General features: G+C 43.8%; 2 protein-coding genes. One reads left to right on the top strand and one right to left on the bottom strand.

Annotation, left to right across the window (positions count from 1 at the left end; genetic code table 11):
• Positions 1 to 425: 425 nt before the first annotated feature.
• The gene (locus tag QUB04_RS32215; protein WP_333290724.1) at positions 426 to 1,613 is read right to left on the bottom strand and encodes a sigma-70 family RNA polymerase sigma factor; all 1,188 of its coding nucleotides are present in this window, start codon (positions 1,611 to 1,613) and stop codon (positions 426 to 428) included.
• A gap of 652 nt (positions 1,614 to 2,265) precedes the next feature.
• Here QUB04_RS32215 and QUB04_RS32210 point away from each other — a divergent pair.
• Positions 2,266 to 3,611: transposase (locus tag QUB04_RS32210; protein WP_333290723.1), on the top strand; the 1,346-nt coding region annotated here is incomplete at its 3' end.

Genomic DNA, 3,611 nt, shown 5'->3' with positions numbered 1-3,611 from the left:
CCCGATCGTTTAACATCATAGATGTTTATTTTTGTCAACTTTCTTGTTAAGAAAGATCCTTATAAAGCATAGCTTAAAAAGGGGGGGACAAGAACTTACTCAAAGTCCCCGCAACGATTCGGGGGATTTAAGGGGATCTCCGAGCAATAAATAGTTTTAACCCAAGCTTATTGGTCCATCTCTTCACTGAAAATCTAGATTGACGAAACCAGGGATGCCGAATTTTTCCATGCCAAATTCGGCCTAGCGCCATATCGCGCCAGTCATAGAGAAAGCGGGAATATAGGGGATTGCAGCTCGCGGCAGCATTAATGCCCAATACGCTTGGGTTAAGGAAAATGTTGGGCGGAGTGAAACGGAGGGTTCGTTCCACGGGCCCAACCTACGCACTACTGATTTAAAGCGATTTTCTGCCTGCCTATTTTTCAGATGGAAGAAAGCCAGCCGCCACTGTCTGCCCACATCCTCCTGTACAGTGGAAAAAGCGATACAGCAGACGCACCGTTGCGCGATATCCCTCCTGCACCCTGGCGCGATCGCATTTCGGGCGATCGAACATCGGTCAAGTATTGGTTTTCTCTGTTGATACACTGGGAATACAGCGGATTGCAGTCGCTGATGGTACAACAGCCCTGTGCCGGCAGCATTAATGATGTCTGCACACCAAGAGCTTTTTGGCTTTCCCAAGATTCAGAAAGCAATCCGCTGTAGGGGTTAGGGGCGATCGCTTTTTCGCTGTCATCCCCCAGACTATTAGCCAATATCCGTAGGGACGAATAATCCTTCGCGCTTAGATGCAAAACACACACCGCCGCTTCTTGCTTTTCCTCACCGGCAACAATTTCTCTTTCTTTTATCTCCCCATCAGATTTAGCATTCACTAAAACCGATTCTTGAATTTCCCCACCTGCAACGATTTCTCTTTCTTCAATCTCCTCTGTTACCGTTTTTTTTTCAACAATATTCTGAGACTTTTTCCCTTTTGCAGATTGAGGAGAAACCCTCGACTTAGGATTAGACAAATCCGAGTCAGTCCCCTCTTCACCGAAATTTTCATTGAACCGCTGACGCAAAATTGCCCGCGCCTGGGAAATTCGCTTGCGGACGTTATCGTAAGATATACCAAGCTGTTCTGCAATATCTGGATAAGATAGCCCTGATTCAAAATGGAGAAGAAAAGTCTCGCGCAATCTATCTGGCAACTCATCTATTGCCTCGCGAAAAAATAATTCGACTTCTCCCCGCATAGCAGCGCGAACAGGTGTTTCTTCTTGGCTAATTAATTCGGTTTGGTTTCCTATAGCAATGGTGTCTAAACTTTCAACTCCTACTGCACCCCTGTTGCGCTCTCGATGGATATCGGCGCACAGGTTATAAGTCAGTTTGGTTAACCAAGCCTTAAAGTTTTTGATATCATCCGTACCATCTCTTGCTTTCTCCCAAGCTTTCAGCATCGCGCGACTGAGGGCATCTTCCGCATCGGTTGGGTTGCCCATCCACTTGCGACAGCAACGGTAAAGGTAATCTTGATTATCTTGCCATAATTTCCAAAAAGCTGAATCTATATCTGGAGTGCATGAGGAAGAGACTAATGCAGAACTAGAAATTAACATCTGTGGGTGCCGAAACTCTAAGTGGACAAACAACTGGCGATTAATTTAGGCAGTAATTTACCTAGCCACAGATGCACCTATCACCATGTTAACTTACCACTCAGGCTCAAATCAGTCGGAAAAGTCGGATCTTTTAAGTCGGAAAAGTCGGAAAAGTAGGATCTTCGCGGCTATGAGTGCATAGCTGAGACATCCCTTGGCAGTTTTAGGAGTTACGCAAACGGCTTTTTAACACTATTGGTAGTGTAAGCTGCGCCATAAGCACCCTACAGATAGAGTTTATGCGTAATTCCTAAGTAGCGTGTGCGCCATAAGCACCCTACAGATAGAGTTTATGCGTAATTTTTCAATTTAATGTCACCAAGCTAAAATCTGAACTTTAACTACCAGCCGGGAAGTCCCGGGCGTATATTCAGAGGGGATGAATCTGAGCGCTGCGCGAAGTACCCCGAATGAATTACCGTAGGGATGTCCAGAAGCGTTGGGTGGAGGAACGGAAACCAACAATTAAACTTGCCTACTATGAATCAATTTTCGGGAGCATATTGATTTTTTAATATACTTCCCAGTGTTGAAATAGTAATTTTTTGGTGTTGCATTTTGGACGTACACAAACTATACTATGCAAAGGTCGAAAAAGGGAAGTTTAGGAATGCAGCTCACTTATAAATACCGCCTCAAACCCACCAAAGCTCAATTAACAACAATTGTGGCTCATTTAGAACTTTGTCGCCGGCAGTATAACTACCGACTTGGCGAAAGATTCAAATGGTGGGAAGCCACGAGAACACCCATCAATGCCTGTCCTTTGAATGTTTCTATAGTCTCTGTCGAGGAGATTTATCAAAACATTCCTTTGACGAGAGTGCAAACTAGGGATGGCAGGAAAAAAGATGAATTAGGCAACCCTTTGACTAGAAAAGGTGACGTTTTCTCGAACGTTGAAGGCGGATATGTACAGTGGCAGACGATACAACTAGCCGACCTGAAAAACACTAAAAAGCTATTTCCTGATTATAAGGTATTAGATTCCCAGGTTTTGCAAGATGTCGTCAACAGAGTGGAAACTTCTTTTTCAAACTTTACCACGCCCGATAAAAATGGCAATCGTAGAGGTAAGCCCAAATTCAAGGGTCTTCACTACTACAAATCTTTCACTTACCCTCAATTAGACAATCTGAATATTGCCAAAGACGAGCAGAATAGGATTTGTATTAGCCTCGCCAAAATAGGTCAAGTACCGATGGTTTTCCACCGTCCAGTACCAACAGGTTTCAAGGTTAAGACGGGTACAGTCATCAGAGAAGCGGATGGGTGGTATATCTCCTTGACGCTAGAAGATAAGACGGTTCCCGTAACGGTTACAGAAATTCAGCCGACGGTCGAAAATACTGTAGGTATCGACCTAGGAATAACCAATTACATCTATCTTTCCAATGGCACAAAAGTGGAAAATCCTAGATTCTTGAGGAAGTCGGCTGAAAAACTGGCGAGGCTTCAAGCGAAATTGGCTAAAAGAGTCAAGGGTTCTAAGCCTTGGAAAATTATCAAAGGTAAAATTGCCAAACTTCATCAGTTTGTAGCCAGAGCTAGATTAGATTTTCAATTTAAAACGGCACATAAATTATTCGATAAATGTGACGTTTTAGTCGTTGAAGACTTAAGTATTGCAAATCTAACTAGACGCGCCAAACCCAAGACTGATATTGAGGATGGCAACTTGGTTTATTTGCCCAACGGCCAGTCAGCTAAAAGTGGATTGAATAAATCTATGATTGATGCTGCTCACGGTCAGTTCGCTAGCGTTCTGAAATATGTCGCATGGAAGCTGGGTAAAAGCGTTTTGTTTATCGACCCGAAGGGGACTTCCCAACATTGCTGGAATTGTCTCAACAAAGTTCCGAAAGAATTATCCGAGCGGTGGCATTCTTGTCAGTGCCGAGAATCTTTGGATCGGGATGAAAACTCAGCTAAACTCATCAGAAAAATTGGCTTGAG

Source organism: Microcoleus sp. D2_18a_B4 (assembly GCF_036702475.1).
Lineage (GTDB): Bacteria > Cyanobacteriota > Cyanobacteriia > Cyanobacteriales > Microcoleaceae > Microcoleus.
This window is presented reverse-complemented; position numbering and strand designations above follow the sequence as displayed.

Excerpts from the sequence above, each read along its gene's own strand:
- QUB04_RS32215 (WP_333290724.1), bottom strand. The coding sequence starts at position 1,613 with ATGTTAATTTCTAGTTCTGCATTAGTCTCTTCCTCATGCACTCCAGAT.